Below are 13,790 nucleotides of genomic sequence, written 5' to 3'. Positions count from 1 at the left end.
AGGTCGGCCGTAGGGTCGAGGGGTGACCGACCCGGCCCCCTCATCGCAGCCCCCGGCGAGCACCGTGGCCCTCGAGGTCGACGGTCGCCCGGTGGAGGTGGCCGACGACGGGATCACCCTCCTCGACGCCCTGCGCGACCACCTCGGCGTGCGCTCGGCCAAGGACGGCTGCTCCCCCCAGGGCCAGTGCGGGTGCTGCACGGTGCTCGTCGACGGGTCGCCGCGCGTCGCCTGCGTCACCCCCCTGCGGCGGGTCGCCGGGCGTCGGATCACGACCGTGGACGGGCTCGATCCCGACGTCGCCGCGGCGTGGGCCGACGCCTTCGCCGCGACCGGCGCCAGCCAGTGCGGGTTCTGCACCCCGGGGATCATCTGCCGGCTGGAGGGGGCCCGGGCCAAGGGCGTGGCCCCCGACGACGAGGCCGGCGTCGACCGGGCGCTCGCCGCCCACCTGTGCCGGTGCACCGGGTGGCGGCCCATCCACGACGCCTACGCGGCCGTCGCCGCACCCACGGGGCCGTCGGCGCGCCCCGCCGGCCCGGACCGCGACCTCGATGCCGCGTCGCGGCGGGCCGGCATCGAGGGCCACGCCCCCCAGACGGTCGGGCCCGAGGTCGCCCTGGGCCGGGGTGGGTTCGCCGACGACAGCGCCCCCGCCGACGCCCTCGTCGCCGTCCCCGACGGGCGCGGTGGCTGGATCGTCGCCGAGACCCTCGCCGCCGCCCGCCGCCAGGCCGGCAAGGTCCAGGGCCGACGCACCACCGTCGACCCCGTGCCTCCGCTCGACCTGCCGGCGGGGGAGTGGGCGGCGACGCTCCGCACCTGCTGGGTCGAGCCCGCCTACCTCGAACCCGATGCGGCCTGGTGCGCGCCCGGCGGCGATCCGGTCGGCCCGCTGGTCAACGGCGGCGCCTTCGGCGGCAAGCGCTCGTCGCCGGTCGCCTCGGCGGCGCGCGCCCTCGCCGACCGCCACGACCGCCCCGTGCGCGTCCTCCTCGCCCGCGAGGACGTCGTCCGGCTCGGCCCCAAGCGGCCCCCCGTCGCCGGCGGAGTGCGCCCCGACGGCACCGGGGTCCTGCGCATCGTGGCCACGCCGGGGGTTGCGGCGGCCGTGGCCCGGGTCGCCCCGGGGCTGGTGGTCGAGGAGGTCGAGACGGCGGGCCCGCCCACCGACGCCGGCCTGCGCGCCGCCGGCTGGGCCGAGGCCGCCCTGCTGCTCGCCGCCGTCGCCCGTCCGGGGCCCGTCACCGGCCCCGACGGGGGCGAGGCCGAGGCGACCATCGCCGCCGACGGGTCGGTGCGGGTGCGGGTGTCCGCCGGCGACCCCCTCGACCCCGTCGTCCTGCGCAGCTTCTGCATCGGCGCCGCCCACCAGGCGCTGTCGTGGATCCGCAGCGAGGGCCTGGCGGTGACGCCCGACGGCGTCATCGAGGACCTGACCATCCGCTCGTTCGGGATCCTCAAGGCCTCCGAGATGCCGCCGGTGGAGGTCGAGGTCGTGGCGTCCGACCGGCCGCCGGTCAACGGATCCGACGCCGTGTTCGTCGCCGTGGCCACCGCCGCCTGGCTGGCGGCCGGCGCCCCCACCGACCTCCCGACCGGCCTACCGTGACAGGCATGACGAACGCCCCGTACACGCCCGTCGTGACCGCCGGAGGGTGGATCGCCGTGTCCGGTCAGGTCCCCCTGCGCGACGGCACCTTCCTCCACGACAAGCCCTTCGCCGAGCAGGTCGACGCGGTCCTGGCCAACGTGGTCGACCGTCTGGCCGAGGCCGGCGCCTCGCTGGCCGACGTGGTGAAGACCACCGTCTTCCTCACCGACATGGCCGACTACCCGGTCCTCAACGAGCGGTGGGTCGCCACCTTCGCCGACCCCCGTCCCGCCCGCTCCTGCGTCGCCGTGGCCGCCCTGCCCTTCGACTGCCGCGTCGAGGTGGAGTGCTGGGCGATGGCGCCCTCGTAGCCCCGGTTCGCCGGTCGGGGGGCGGCGGGGCAAGATGGCGGGGTGATCGGAGCCATCATCATCGCTGTGGTCCTCGTGGTCGTGATCCCCGTCGGGGTGGCGCTGAGCGGGGGCGCGATCGCCGGCACCCTCGGCTTCTTCCTGAAGAAGGAGGGCGAGGCCGCCAACGAGGGCTCCGAGCTGATCGAGCTCAACCGCTAGGCACCGACCACGGATCGCCTCCGAGGTGATCCGAGCGCGCCCCGGTCAGAGCCCTACGAGCCCCAGCGGGACTGGCCGAAGCGGTAGCCGACCGAGCGCACCGTGGTGATGAGGCCGGCGTGCTCCTCGCCCAGCTTGGCCCGGAGCCGCCGCACGTGGACGTCGACGGTGCGGGCGCCGCCGTAGTACTCGTAGCCCCAGACCCGGCTCAGCAGGGTCTCTCGGGTGAACACCCGTCCGGGGTGCTGGGCCAGGAACTTGAGCAGCTCGTACTCCATGTACGTGAGGTCGAGCGGCCGGTTCTCGATGGCCGCCTGGTAGGTCTCCAGGTTGAGGGCCAGCCCGCCGTACTCGATCATCTCCGGGCCGGACCCGCTGCCGGCCCGCCACAGCAGGTGCCGGAGCCGGGCCTCGAGCTCGCGGGGGTGGAACGGGTCGAGGCAGAAGTCGTCGTAGAGGTCGTCGCGCAGCTCGAGGTCGGCCAGGCCGGCGCCCCGGACGAGGAGCAGGACGGGCTCGATGGGCACGTCCCGCTTCCGCAGGGCCCGGCAGACGGCGAGGCCGGTCTCGGGGGCGTCGCCCAGGGTCACGACGGCACCGCGCCAGCTCGTCTCGGGGTCGAGGCGGGCGACGGCGACCTCGTCGGGGATGGCCTTCCAGGCGTGACCGGCCAGCTCGAGGGTCTGCACCAGCTCGGGCGGCGGGGGATCGGGGTAGACGAGCCAGGGCTCCATGGGGTTCAGCTCCTGCGCGGCCTACCAGGCCGCGAGGTAGCGCTCCAGCTCGTAGGGGGTGACCTGCTTCTTGTAGTCGGCCCACTCGCTCCGCTTGTTGCGGATGAACCAGCCGAAGATGTGCTCGCCGAGGGCCTCGGCCACCAGCTCGGAGCCCTCCATCACGTCGAGGGCGTCGGCCAGCGACTGGGGGAGCTCGCGCAGCCCCTCGGCCGCCCGCTGGGCCGGCGTCAGCTCGAAGACGTTGGTGGTGGTCTCCTCGGGGAGGTCGTAGCCCTCGTCGAGGCCCTTGAGCCCGGCGGCGAGGATGACCGAGAAGGCCAGGTACGGGTTGCAGGCCGGGTCGGGGGAGCGGAACTCGATCCGGACCGAGGCGTCCTTGCCCGACTTGGTGACCGGCACCCGGATGAGGGCGGAGCGGTTGTTGCGGGCCCACGACACGTGGGCCGGGGCCTCGGTGCCGGGGATGAGCCGCTTGTAGGAGTTGACCAGCTGGTTGGTGACGGCGGTGATCTCGGGGGCGTGGTGGAGCAGCCCGGCGATGAAGCCCCGCCCGATCTTCGACAGCCGGTAGGGGTCGCTGGCGTCGGCGAAGGCGTTGCTGTCGCCCTCGTAGAGCGACATGTGGGTGTGCATCCCCGAGCCCTGCACGCCGCTGATCGGCTTCGGCATGAAGGTGGCGTGCACGCCGCGCTCCATGGCGATCTCCCGCACCACCAGGCGGAACGTCATCACGTTGTCGGCCATCGTGAGGGCGTCGGTGTAGCGCAGGTCGATCTCGTGCTGGCTGGGGCTGTCCTCGTGGAAGGAGTACTCGACCGGGATGCCCATGGCCTCGAGCGTGTGGATGGTGCGCTTGCGGAGGTCGGAGCTGACGTCGGCGGTCGTGAGGTCGAAGTACGACCCGTTGTCGAGCGGCGTGGGCGCTCGATGGCCCATCCCGCCCTCCTCGTCGGCGAAGTAGAAGAACTCCATCTCGGGGGCGACGTAGAAGCTGAAGCCCCGCTCCCGGGCCCGGTCGAGGTTGCGCTTGAGGACCTGGCGGGGGTCGCCCTCGAACGGGCTGCCGTCGAGGTTCGTGATGTCGCAGAACATGCGGGCCGCGGTCTCGTCGGTCTGGCCCCACGGGAGGAGCTCGAAGCTGCCGGGGTCGGGCCGGGCCAGCACGTCGGACTCCTGGATGCGGCTGAAGCCGTCGATGGCGCTGCCGTCGAACTGCATCCCCTCGTCGAAGGCCGACTCGAGCTCGGCGGGGGAGATGGCGAAGGACTTGAGCTGGCCCACGACGTCGGTGAACCAGAGCCGGATGAGCCGGACTCCCCGCTCCTCGACGGTGCGCAACACGTAGGCCTTCTGGGGATCCACGTGCGCATCGTCGTCGCCGCGCCGGCCGCTGGCAACCTGACGGGGCCCGGGTTCACATCACGTTCACAGTCGGACAAGCAGGTTTGGGATCGATGTGACGGATCTCGCTCGTGACCTGGGGGGACGACGCCTGGCGAGGCCGGTGCGTGGGGACGTGGCTACCGTCGGGGAGGGCCCGATGCCCGGTTCACACCCAGTTCACAATCGGGAAACGGCAGTGACACGCCCCGCTGGCAGGGTGCCGCCGTCCCACCACCCCACATCCTCGAGAAGAGCGAAGGAGCCACGCCCGTGGCGATCAAGGCCGAGTACATCTGGATCGACGGCACCGAGCCGACCGCCCGCCTGCGGTCGAAGACCAAGGTCGTCGCCGAGGCGCCGGACGAGTGGCCCATCTGGGGCTTCGACGGGTCCAGCACCAACCAGGCCCCCGGCGACCAGTCGGACTGCGTCCTCCAGCCGGTCAAGGTCGTGCCCGACCCCATCCGGGGCGGCGACGACGTCCTGGTGCTGTGCGAGGTCCTGCTCATCGACATGACCCCCCACCCGACCAACACGCGGGCGGCGCTGCGGGCCATCGACGACCAGTTCGCCGACCAGGAGCCGCTGTTCGGCATCGAGCAGGAGTACACCTTCTTCTCCGATGGCCACCCCCTCGGCTTCCCGAAGGGCGGCTTCCCGGCGCCGCAGGGCTTCTACTACTGCGGCATCGGCGCCGACGAGGTCTACGGCCGCGACATCGTCGAGGCCCACCTCGAGGCGTGCCTCGAGGCCGGCATCACCCTCTCGGGCATCAACGCCGAGGTCATGCCCGGCCAGTGGGAGTTCCAGGTCGGCCCGCTCTCGCCCCTCGAGGTGTCGGACCAGATGTGGCTCGCCCGCTACCTCCTGTACCGCATCGCCGAGGACTTCGACGTCGCCGCCACCCTCGACCCCAAGCCGGTCAAGGGTGACTGGAACGGCGCCGGCGCCCACACCAACTTCTCGACCAAGGCCATGCGCGAGGGCTACGACGCCATCATCGCCGCCTGCGAGGCGCTCGGCGCCCCGGGCAAGGTCGAGGAGCACATCGCCGGCTACGGCGCCGACATCGAGCACCGCCTCACCGGCCTGCACGAGACGGCCCCGTGGAGCGAGTACAGCTACGGCGTCTCCAACCGCGGCGCCTCGGTCCGCATCCCCTGGCAGGTCGCCCAGGACAAGAAGGGCTACATCGAGGACCGTCGGCCCAACGCCAACATGGACCCCTACGTCGTCACCCGGCTGATCACCAACACGATCTGCTCGGCCGCCCTGTAGGGCCCACCGCCTGCGGTCGAGGGCCGGTCCCCCTGGGGGGCCGGCCCTCGTCGCGTCGGGCGCACGGAAGGTGCCTGGCACCATCCGTGCCGATGCGCCGCCGGCGCTGCTGATCGCCGAGGTGGTCCGGGGCGACGCCGAGCTCGATGCTCGAGGTCCTGTCGGACGGTCGTCCTCGGTTCTGACACCGCTGGGCGTCACCGCTGTCGCCTCACGGTGTCAGAACGGCGCAAACCGGGGGCGGCGGCCGTTCTGGTTGCGCGAGGCGTCACCGCTGTCGCTCCACGGTGCCAGAACAGACGAGGGCCGGTCCCCACGGGGACCGGCCCCCGTTCGTCTGCGCCACTCGCTCGCGGGCTCGCTCGCCGGCGGGTGTCGCGCCCGGGGTTAGGTTCTCCCCGTCCGACCTGTGAGGAGACGCCCGTGGAGCAGCGCACGCCGGCCGAGGTGCTCGACGTCATCGCCGAGCACGAGGTCGCCTTCGTCGACTTCCGGTTCTCGGACCTGCCCGGGGTGATGCAGCACGTCACCATCCCCGCCGCGGTGCTCGACGAGGGCCACTTCGAGACCGGCCACCCCTTCGACGGCAGCTCGGTGCGGGGGTTCCAGCAGATCCAGGAGTCGGACATGATCCTGATCCCGGATCCCGACACCGGCTACCTCGACCCGTTCCGGCAGCATCCCACCTACGTGCTGCACTGCTTCGTGGCCGACCCCCTGACGGGCGAGAGCTACAGCCGCGACCCGCGCCACATCGCCCGCAAGGCCGAGCAGCACCTGTTCTCCACCGGCCTGGCCGACACCGCCTTCTTCGGCCCGGAGCCGGAGTTCTTCGTCTTCGACGACGTCCGCTTCGCGACCCGCCCCAACGGCTCGTTCTACGAGGTCGACTCGGTCGAGGCGCAGTGGAACACCGGGCGCGACGAGGGCCCGAACCTGGGTCACAAGCCCCGCACCAAGGAGGGGTACTTCCCGGTCCCGCCCATGGACCACCTCCAGGACCTGCGCTCGCAGATGAGCCTCACCCTGGAGTCGGTCGGCGTCCCCGTCGAGCTCCACCACCACGAGGTCGCCTCGGGCGGCCAGGGTGAGATCGGCATCCAGTACGACACCCTCCTCGCCATGGCCGACAAGCTGATGACGTTCAAGTACGTCCTCAAGTCGACGGCGTGGGAGGCGGGCAAGAGCCTCACGTTCATGCCCAAGCCGGTGTTCGAGGACAACGGCTCGGGGATGCACACCCACCAGTCGCTGTGGAAGGGCGGCGAGCCGCTGTTCTACGACGAGACCGGGTACGCCGGGCTGTCGGACCTGGCCCGCTGGTACATCGGCGGGCTGCTGCACCACGCCCCTGCGCTGCTGGCGTTCACCAACCCGACGACCAACAGCTTCAAGCGGCTGGTGCCCGGCTACGAGGCGCCCGTGAACCTCGTCTACAGCCAGCGCAACCGGTCGGCGTCGTGCCGGATCCCGATCGCCAACCTCTCCCCCAAGGCCAAGCGGGTCGAGTTCCGCTGCCCCGACTCCACCTGCAACCCGTACCTCGCCTTCAGCGCCATGCTGCTGGCCGGCCTGGACGGGATCGAGAAGCGCATCGAGCCGCCCGAGCCGGTCGACAAGGACCTGTACGACCTGCCGCCCGAGGAGCTGGCCGGCGTGCCCCAGGTCCCGGCCTCGCTCGAGGCCGCCCTTGACGCCCTCGAGGCTGACAGCGACTTCCTCCGCGCCGGTGACGTCTTCACCGACGACCTCCTCGAGACGTGGGTGTCCTACAAGCGCACCCACGAGGTCGATGCCCTCCGCCTGCGCCCCCACCCCTACGAGTTCACGCTGTACTACGACATCTGACGCGGCCGCCAGGCCCCGGGTGGGCCGCGCCGCGCCCTCAGAACGAGCTGTCGTCCTTGGGCCGGCGGACGCCGAGGAACGCAGCCGCGGCGCAGATGAGGACGAACAGCACCACCAGCGGGATGACCCAGGTCGGCTCCTCGGCGTCGCCGCCCGTCCCGGTGTTGCTGCCGGCGGTGGCCGCGGCCTGGGACGCGAACAGTGTGACGCTGGCGATGACGGCGGACAGGAACGCCAACAGCTTCTTCACGGGTGCCTCCTCGGCAACGGTCGGGGTGATGGTAGGTCGACCGCCCCCGTGCGCTGCCAACCGTGCGTGGCGTCTCCCCCGCCACGCGGGCGACGGGTTCGTCATCTCGGCCCGATGGGGCTCCCACCCCAGCCGTGACCAGCTCGACCGCATCGCAGCAAGGCTGGTCGCCGCACTCGGCGTGCTCGACCCCAGGCGCGGGACCGCCCCCGGCCCGAGGGCCGGGGGCGGCTCATGACCCGTCCAGGCTCGTCGGCCACTCCCGCTCGATGCGGGCCCGGTGGCTCGATGGGCCCGGCTACTGCTGGGCGGCCACGTAGCTCACGCACTGCCCCTGGTTCTTGAACGAGGGGTTGTTGAACGTGGCGTACCCGCCCTTCTTGCACTGGTCCTTGTCGGTGGGCGGGGCGGTGTCGGGGATGCCGTCGCCATCGTCGTCCGGGTCGCAGGGGTCGCCCTGGCCGTCGCCGTCGGCGTCGGCCTGGTCGGGGTTGGTGTCGTTGATGCAGTTGTCGTCGCCGTCCTCGACGCCGTCGCCGTCGGTGTCCTTGACGAGCTCGAAGTCGTAGGTGGTCTCGTCGAAGGTGAGGGCGTCGACGTTCGAGACCAGGCCGGGGTTGCCGCTGCCCTGGTTCACGCCCACGCCACCGAGGATGACGGCGTCGGGGTTGTTGGCCACGATCTGGTCCCAGGTCCTGAAGTTCGCGACCGTCGCACCGGCGCCCTGTCCGTTGATGGGCTGGGTCGACCACCACCGGCCGGACCCGTCCGCCGACCAGTCCTGCCACACGCCGGTGACGACCGGCTGGGTGGCGTTGTTGTAGACGGGCTCGTAGACGAGGGTCGTGAACCCGCCGGCGGCCGCGCCGTTGTAGTCGACCTGCAGGTTGAGAGCCGCGACCTGCTGGGCGCTGCCGGCCTGCCGGTAGGTCGAGTACGAGATGTCGTCGACATCGCCCAAGTCGGTGCCGATGTGGTCGTAGTTGAAGAGGAACACCTTCTCCGAGCCGGTCACCGTGGTGAGCTGGAGGCTCCCGGTGCCCAGCGGAGCGTCAGCGTCGTCGACGAAGGCGCCGGCGGTCGGAGGCGTCCCCGTCCGGGTGTAGAGCACCCAGTCGTCCGTGGGCGGGGTGTTCTCCACCTGGCGGGTCACGTCACCCTCGGTCACCACCTCGCTGTCAGCGGCGGCGGCCGGCAGGGTGCCGGCCAGGCCGGCGAGGGCGAGCGCGGCCGCGCCCGCGAGCAGCTTCTTGATGTGCATCGACAGTCCAGTTCTGTTCGTGGATGGATCCGGACGTCGGTTTCGCCCTCGCTCCCTGCCGGCTCGGCGACCAACTGCTGCCGGCAGATCAACGCAACGCCCCCCGAGGCCGCCGGTGGCGCCCCCCGGCGGGCATCGTGCCACGTGTCACGACGGCGCGCCATCAGGTGTTCGGGTGAGTGAGGCGAGGCGCGACCCTGCCCTCGCGGTCCGTCACGGGGCGGATCACCGGCGCGCGACGATGCGTCGACCCGTCGTCCCGATGCCGCCCCACGAGAGGTCCCGCAGCCATGAGCCGTCGCCCGTCCCGCCGCACCCTCGCCGTCTCGGTCGGCGCCGCTGCCGCCACGGTGCTCGTGGCCCACCCGGTGGCCGCCCACTCCGGCCTGCCCGCCGGCGGTGCCGGCGACGGCCTCACCCACCCGCTGGTGGGCGTCGACCACCTCCTCGCCATGGTCGCCGTCGGTGTGCTGGCCGCCATCGCCAAGGATCGGCGCATCGCCTGGCTGACGCCCGTGGGGTTCCTCGCCGGGATGGTCGCCGGCGGTCTGCTCGGGTTCGGCGGCGTCGACGCGCCGTTCGTCGAGCTGGCGATCGCCGCGTCGGTCGTCGGGCTGGGTGGGCTGATCGTCGCCCGCACCGAGACCTCGAGCCTCTGGCTCCCCCTCGCCGCCGTCGTCATCGGGGCGCTGCACGGCCAGGCCCACGGCGCCGAGCTCCCCGGCGGCGCCACGCCCCTCGCCTACATGGCCGGGTTCGTCGTGGCGACCGCGGGTCTGCACCTGGCCGGCACCGGCATCGGTCTCGGACTGCGCCGGGCCCCGGCCGCGCGCGTGGCGGCCGGGGCGCTCGTCGCCACCGCCGGCGCCCTCCTCGTCACCGGCGCGTAGCCCCTTCCCGGCAGGTACGCGCCCCGCCGGACGGCAGCACGCGGCCGCGGTCACGGCCCGGTTCGGGCGGTGACCGTCAGATGGCGGGGCCGGGGGGTCGGCGTGCCATGGTGTCTCGCCGCTCGGGGCGTAGGCCCCGATCGGACCATGGTGGGGACCTGGGGTGAGCCCGGCCGCGGCCGTCCACACCCTCATTGGAGATCCATGCGCTACCGCCCACTCATCGCAGGGGCCGCGGCCCTCGCCCTGACCCTCTCGCTCTCCGCCTGCGGCGACGACGACGGTGACGACACCTCGTCGGACACCACCGAGGCCGAGGCCGAGACCGAGGACACCGCCGCCACCGACGAGACCGAGGCCGAGACCGAGGACACCGAGGCCGAGGGCGAGGAGGCCGAGGCCGGCGCCGCCGTCGACCTGACCAGCCTGCTGGTCACCCCGGAGGACGTCGGCGAGGGCTTCGTCGAGGCCGAGTACGAGACCTCGACCGAGCCCGGCCCCTGCGGCACGAGCATCGACGAGGAGTACCCGTCCGACGACATCGCCGGCACGGTGCTGGCCGAGGAGGAGCTGCAGCTCTTCCTCCAGCACGAGGTCCGCAGCTACGCCGACGAGGGCACCGCGGCGGAGACCCTCGCCGCGTCGCAGGACGCCCTGTCCTGCGAGACCGACACCACCGAGCCCGGTCTGACCCTGAGCGCCCCGACCGACGTGTCCGAGGCGGTCGGCACCGACGCCTACGCCATCGAGGTGACCTCGGAGGCCGACGGCACCGAGGGTGCGATCGTCGTGGCCCAGGTCGCCAACGTCCTCTCCGTCTTCCAGTTCGTCGGCCCGGCCGGCGTCGAGGAGGGTCCCGACCCCGTCGCCATCGTCACCGCCAACGTCGAGGCCATCCAGGCCGCGATCGGCTGATCAGCCGTCCCCGCCCGACGCGCCTCAGCGCGTCGGGCGGAGGACGCGGGCGGGGTTGCCGACCACCACGACGTCGGGCGGGACGTCGCGGGTGACCACGGCACCGGCGCCGACCACGCTGCCCGCCCCGACCGTGACCCCGGCGAGGACGATGGCGCCGCCGCCGATCCACACGTTCTCCTCGATGGTGATCGGGGCCGCCGCCTCCCACCGCTGCCGGCGCAGGTCCGGGTCGATCGGGTGGGTGGGCGTGAGCAGCTGCACGTTCGGGCCGATCTGCACGTCGTCGCCGATGGTGATGGGCGCCACGTCGAGGGCCACCAGGCCGAAGTTGGCGAACACCCGGGCACCGACCCGGGTGTGGATGCCGTAGTCGCAGGCGTAGGGCGGGCGGATCTCGGTGTCCTCGCCCACCGCTCCGAGCAGCTCGGCCAGCAGCTCGCGGCGCAGGGCCCGGTCGTGCGGGCTGGCGTTGTAGCGGTCCTGGCGGGCGCGGGCGGCCCGGGAGAGCGCCTCCAGCTCGGGGTCGTCGGCGAGGTAGGGGCTGCCGGCCAGCATCCGCTCCCGCATGGATCGCCTGTCGTCGGGGTCCGGCGCGTCGCGCATCCGTCGACCCTACGGGCCGAGCCCGGGTGCCCGATCGGCACCCGAGGTCGGGTCGCCCGATGGTCGGAGCCCGAGGTCGGGCAGGGTGGGGTGGTGCCCCGGCCGTCGCTGCTCTACCTCACCGACCCCACCTACGAGGCCCGGGGCCGGCGCTACGGCGACGAGGACGTGTGGCTCTCGGCCCGGCTGCGCGAGCACTTCACCGTGGCCCTGGCCCACCCGACCGACGCCGTCGAGCTGATGGACCGCTTCGACGCCCTGGTGCTCCGCAACACCGGACCGGTGATCGGCCACCTCGCCGCCTACGAGCGCTTCCGCACCGAGGCCGCCGCCCGGGGCACGAAGGTGTTCACCTCCCTCGCCGCCAAGGGCGACGCCCGGGGCAAGCAGTACCTCGTCGACCTCAGCGCCGCGGGGTGGCCCGTGATCCCCACGGTGTCCCGGCGTGCGGACCTCGGCCGTCTCCCCGCCGCCGACGCCTACGTCACCAAGCCCCTCCTCGGCGCCGACTCGATCGGGCTGGAGGTGGTCGCGCCCGCGGCGCTGGCCGACCTCGAGCTCGGGGACGACCCTGGTCCAGCCCCGCATCGCCATGGTCGAGGAGGTGTCGTTCACCTACGTCGACCGGGCCTTCCACTACGCCCTGCGCACGAGCGATGCGAGGAAGCGCTGGGAGCTCACGCCGTACGGGCCCGGCGCCGCCGACCTCGCCCTGGCCCAGCGGTTCGTCGACTGGAACGACGTCGACCACGGCATCCAGCGGGTCGACTGCTGCCGCACCGCCACCGGCGAGCTCCTGCTCGTCGAGCTCGAGGACCTCAACCCCTACCTCTCGCTCGACCGCGTCCCACCCCCGGTCCGGGACCGCTTCGTCGCCGCCGTGGTCGCCTCCCTGGAGCGCCTGCTGGCCGGGTGAGGGATCGCCCGGACGGGGGAGCGCCGCCGGCGCGGCCGGTCGCTACCTTGCGCCCGATGGCGAGGGTCGACGACACCATGCCGCCGCGCGCCGCCCCCTGGCCGGACGACCACGAGCCGACGCCGTTCCAGGCCCGGGTCGTGGCCGCGGTGGCCGGGCTGGAGCCGGGGGAGCTGGCGACCTACGGCGAGGTGGCCGAGGAGGTCGGACGGCCCGGCGCCGGCCAGGCCGTGGCCAACGTGCTGCGGGCCGCGCCCGGCCTCCCCTGGTGGCGGGTCCTGCCCGGCGACGGCCGGGTCTATCGCAGCCATGCCCCGACCCAGGTCCCGAGGCTCGAGGCCGAGGGCCACCGGGTCGACGAGCACCGTCGGGTCCACCCCGCCGCGACGTGATCGGAGGCGCTCGCCGGCCAGGACAGGCCGACGCCGACCGATCAGGACTGCCGACGGCGACGGTCAGGGCGTGAGCTCGCTGGCGAGCATGTCCATCATCAGGGCGTCGTGCCAGGTGCCGTCGTTGTCCCGCTCGGACTGGCGGAGGATGCCCACCGGCCGGAAGCCGACCTTGGTGTAGCAGGCGATGGCGGCCTCGTTGTCGGCCGCCGGGTCGATCTCGATGCGGTGGTGGCCGTGATCCTCGAACAGGTGCCGGGCGAGGGTGCGGATGGCGTCGGTCCCGATCCCCACCCCGTGGACGTCGGCGTCGACGTAGATGTCGATGCTGGCGTGCTTGTAGTCGGGCTCGAGCTCCTCGCTGTACTGGATCCAGCCGACGACGCGGTCGTCGACCTCGATCACCAGCCCGACGGACCCGTCCTCGGCCATGTCCTCGCGCACCGCCGCCACCTTGTCGTCGCCGCCCCGCCATCGGTGGTGGAGCTCGGGGTGCTCGCGCATCCGGGCCAGGTCGGGGATGTCCCCCTCGGCCGGGTCGCGCAGGCGGACGATGCGGCCGCGGAGCTCGGTCATGGCGAGCACGGTACGCCCCGGCGGGGCGCCCGGCCGGTGGGGTTCGCCTCGGCGGGCGCCGTCGCTACCCTCGCCCCGTGCCCGAGCCGATCGTCGTCCGCCCCGCCCATGCCGACGACCTCCACGCCGTGGGCGCCATCACCGAGGCGGCGTACCGGGGCGACGGCTACCTCGAGATCGAGGGGGGCGAGGAGTACGCCGTGCTGCTGCGCGACGCCGCCACCCGGATGGCGGAGGGGACGGTGCTCGTGGCCGAGATCGCCGGCGAGGTGGTGGGCTCGGTCACCCTGGCGCCGGCGGGGACCCCGTGGGCCGAGGTCGCCGTCCCCGGCGAGCTGGAGGTCCGGATGCTGTCCGTCGCCGGCCCGGCCCGGCGCCGGGGGGTGGCCGAGGCGCTCATGGCCGGCGTCGAGGTCGAGGCCCGGCGGACCGGCCACCGCGCCGTCGTCCTCTCGACCATGCGGGAGATGGCCGGCGCCCAGCAGCTCTACGCCCGGCTCGGCTACCGGCGCCAGCCGGACCGCGACTGGCAGATCGACACCGACATGCTCGTCTACACCAAGCCCGCCTGA

Annotated in this window: 15 protein-coding genes and 1 pseudogene; 10 read left to right on the top strand and 6 right to left on the bottom strand. The window is 73.2% G+C overall.

The features are described from left to right. Positions 1-22: 22 nt before the first annotated feature. Genes HC251_RS21395 through HC251_RS21385 form a run of 3 tightly spaced genes read left to right on the top strand, consistent with a single transcriptional unit; the run spans position 23 to position 2,166 of the window. The gene (locus tag HC251_RS21395; RefSeq protein WP_219942623.1) at positions 23-1,612 is read left to right on the top strand and encodes a 2Fe-2S iron-sulfur cluster-binding protein; all 1,590 of its coding nucleotides are present in this window, start codon (positions 23-25) and stop codon (positions 1,610-1,612) included. Positions 1,613-1,617: 5 nt separating this feature from the next. Next, positions 1,618-1,965 (top strand): RidA family protein, encoded by a 348-nt coding sequence (locus HC251_RS21390; protein WP_219942622.1) that lies wholly within the window; start codon positions 1,618-1,620, stop codon positions 1,963-1,965. Positions 1,966-2,007: 42 nt separating this feature from the next. Next, positions 2,008-2,166 (top strand): hypothetical protein, encoded by a 159-nt coding sequence (locus tag HC251_RS21385; RefSeq protein ID WP_219942621.1) that lies wholly within the window; start codon positions 2,008-2,010, stop codon positions 2,164-2,166. Between the two features lie 53 nt (positions 2,167-2,219). On the opposite strand, the gene HC251_RS21380 is transcribed toward HC251_RS21385, so the two are convergent. Beyond that, positions 2,220-2,900 (bottom strand): winged helix-turn-helix domain-containing protein, encoded by a 681-nt coding sequence (locus tag HC251_RS21380; protein WP_219942620.1) that lies wholly within the window; start codon positions 2,898-2,900, stop codon positions 2,220-2,222. Between the two features lie 21 nt (positions 2,901-2,921). Continuing rightward, positions 2,922-4,265 carry a type I glutamate--ammonia ligase gene (glnA, locus tag HC251_RS21375; RefSeq protein WP_219942619.1) on the bottom strand — a complete coding sequence of 448 codons (1,344 nt, stop codon included), beginning with the start codon at positions 4,263-4,265 and terminating at the stop codon, positions 2,922-2,924. Between the two features lie 291 nt (positions 4,266-4,556). Between glnA (HC251_RS21375) and glnII the strand changes: the two genes are divergently transcribed. Then, positions 4,557-5,564, top strand: coding sequence for a glutamine synthetase (glnII, locus tag HC251_RS21370; protein ID WP_219942618.1), 1,008 nt, complete (start codon positions 4,557-4,559; stop codon positions 5,562-5,564). 423 nt (positions 5,565-5,987) lie between these two features. Continuing rightward, complete coding sequence (gene glnA / locus HC251_RS21365) at positions 5,988-7,412, top strand: type I glutamate--ammonia ligase (RefSeq protein WP_219942617.1); 1,425 nt, start codon at positions 5,988-5,990, stop codon at positions 7,410-7,412. 37 nt (positions 7,413-7,449) lie between these two features. On the opposite strand, the gene HC251_RS21360 is transcribed toward glnA (HC251_RS21365), so the two are convergent. Next, positions 7,450-7,662, bottom strand: a complete 213-nt coding sequence (locus tag HC251_RS21360; RefSeq protein ID WP_219942616.1) for a hypothetical protein — start codon at positions 7,660-7,662, stop codon at positions 7,450-7,452. A 298-nt stretch (positions 7,663-7,960) separates the two neighbouring features. Further along, positions 7,961-8,923, bottom strand: a complete 963-nt coding sequence (locus tag HC251_RS21355; RefSeq protein ID WP_219942615.1) for a thrombospondin type 3 repeat-containing protein — start codon at positions 8,921-8,923, stop codon at positions 7,961-7,963. A 290-nt stretch (positions 8,924-9,213) separates the two neighbouring features. On the opposite strand from HC251_RS21355, the gene HC251_RS21350 reads away from it, so the two are divergent. Both HC251_RS21350 and HC251_RS21345 read left to right on the top strand, forming a co-directional pair. Further along, a complete protein-coding gene (locus HC251_RS21350) occupies positions 9,214-9,813 on the top strand; it encodes a HupE/UreJ family protein (protein WP_219942614.1) in 600 nt (199 codons plus the stop codon). A 204-nt stretch (positions 9,814-10,017) separates the two neighbouring features. After that, entirely contained in the window at positions 10,018-10,728 is a 711-nt protein-coding gene (locus HC251_RS21345; RefSeq protein WP_219942613.1) for a hypothetical protein, read from the top strand. A gap of 24 nt (positions 10,729-10,752) precedes the next feature. On the opposite strand, the gene HC251_RS21340 is transcribed toward HC251_RS21345, so the two are convergent. Beyond that, complete coding sequence (locus HC251_RS21340; protein WP_219942612.1) at positions 10,753-11,334, bottom strand: sugar O-acetyltransferase; 582 nt, start codon at positions 11,332-11,334, stop codon at positions 10,753-10,755. Positions 11,335-11,424: 90 nt separating this feature from the next. On the opposite strand from HC251_RS21340, the pseudogene HC251_RS26435 reads away from it, so the two are divergent. Both HC251_RS26435 and HC251_RS21330 read left to right on the top strand, forming a co-directional pair. After that, positions 11,425-12,250, top strand: a pseudogene (locus tag HC251_RS26435) (hypothetical protein). Positions 12,251-12,306: 56 nt separating this feature from the next. Further along, on the top strand, positions 12,307-12,642 hold the full coding sequence (locus HC251_RS21330) for an MGMT family protein (RefSeq protein WP_219942610.1): 336 nt from the start codon (positions 12,307-12,309) through the stop codon (positions 12,640-12,642). 63 nt (positions 12,643-12,705) lie between these two features. Here the strand turns inward: HC251_RS21330 and HC251_RS21325 are convergent, their stop codons facing one another. Then, entirely contained in the window at positions 12,706-13,218 is a 513-nt protein-coding gene (locus HC251_RS21325) for a GNAT family N-acetyltransferase (RefSeq protein WP_219942609.1), read from the bottom strand. Between the two features lie 77 nt (positions 13,219-13,295). Between HC251_RS21325 and HC251_RS21320 the strand changes: the two genes are divergently transcribed. Beyond that, the gene (locus HC251_RS21320; RefSeq protein WP_219942608.1) at positions 13,296-13,790 is read left to right on the top strand and encodes a GNAT family N-acetyltransferase; all 495 of its coding nucleotides are present in this window, start codon (positions 13,296-13,298) and stop codon (positions 13,788-13,790) included.

It is taken from the genome of Iamia sp. SCSIO 61187 (genome assembly GCF_019443745.1).
Taxonomy (GTDB): Bacteria; Actinomycetota; Acidimicrobiia; order Acidimicrobiales; family Iamiaceae; genus Iamia.
This window is presented reverse-complemented; position numbering and strand designations above follow the sequence as displayed.